The organism is Streptomyces sp. BK79, from assembly GCF_044142145.1.
Lineage (GTDB): Bacteria > Actinomycetota > Actinomycetes > Streptomycetales > Streptomycetaceae > Streptomyces.
The window spans coordinates 1-834 of the sequence record NZ_JBHVOC010000084.1; the positions used below are offsets into that span (position 1 = coordinate 1).

Consider the following 834-nt stretch of genomic DNA (forward strand, 5'->3'; position numbering starts at 1 on the left):
GCGAGGAGCAGGCGTTCCACGAGGTGGTCCCGGGAGCGAGCCGGTCCAGGAACCACAGCCGCTGCTGGGCGAAGGACAGCGGCAGCGGCCTGCTCCGGTCCGCACGCGGAATGGTGTGGTCGGCGCGCTTCCCGCTGAGCAGCTTCTCCAGGAGGATCCGCTGTTTGTCGCTGAGGTTGGCTATCCGCTCGTTCGCGTGGGTCATCGGTGATCGGCCAATCTGCCAGTCGCGGGGTGCTGAACGGGTCACTGCTGTTCGAGCCGTCGCAACGCCTCTTCGATCTCCTCGTCGGTCATGCCTTCCACGGCGCTCAGCGCCTCGCCGAGTTCACGCTCGCCGGCCTCGCGCACGGCGCGGACCTCGGCCGCCAGCGCACGCGGCGCGGGGTTGCGGAACAGGGTCTCCACGGACAGGTCCGTCCCCGTCGCGGCGCGCAGCCGGGCGACGGCCCGGGTGGCGAGCAGGGACTGTCCGCCCAGCGCGAAGAACGTGTCGTCGATGCCGACCGCGTCGACGCCGAGGACCTCCGCGAAGACCTGGCAGACCAGTTCCTCGTCGGGGGTCCGGGGCGCGACGTAGGCCGCCGCGCCGGCGAGCGGGTCCGGTTCGGGCAGGGCCTTGCGGTCGATCTTCCCGGTGGTGGTCAACGGGAGGGCGTCGATCACCATGAAGGCGGAGGGCACCATGTACTCGGGCACGGTGGCGCCGGTGTGTGCCCGCAGGGACGCGACGAGTTCGGCCCGGTCCGCCGCGTCGGCTTGTGCCGGCTCTTCCGGCACCACGTAGGCCACCAGCCGTTTGCCGCCCTGGCCGTCGTCCCGTACGACGACCAG

The 834-nt window shown here is 71.6% G+C and carries 2 protein-coding genes; both read right to left on the bottom strand.

The features are described 5' to 3' along the window. On the bottom strand, positions 1-205 hold a 205-nt coding region (locus tag ACFIF2_RS35870; protein ID WP_395577484.1), incomplete at its 3' end, for a hypothetical protein. Positions 206-246: 41 nt separating this feature from the next. Then, the coding region (locus ACFIF2_RS35875) for a phosphopantetheine-binding protein (RefSeq protein WP_395577485.1) at positions 247-834 on the bottom strand (588 nt) is incomplete at its 5' end.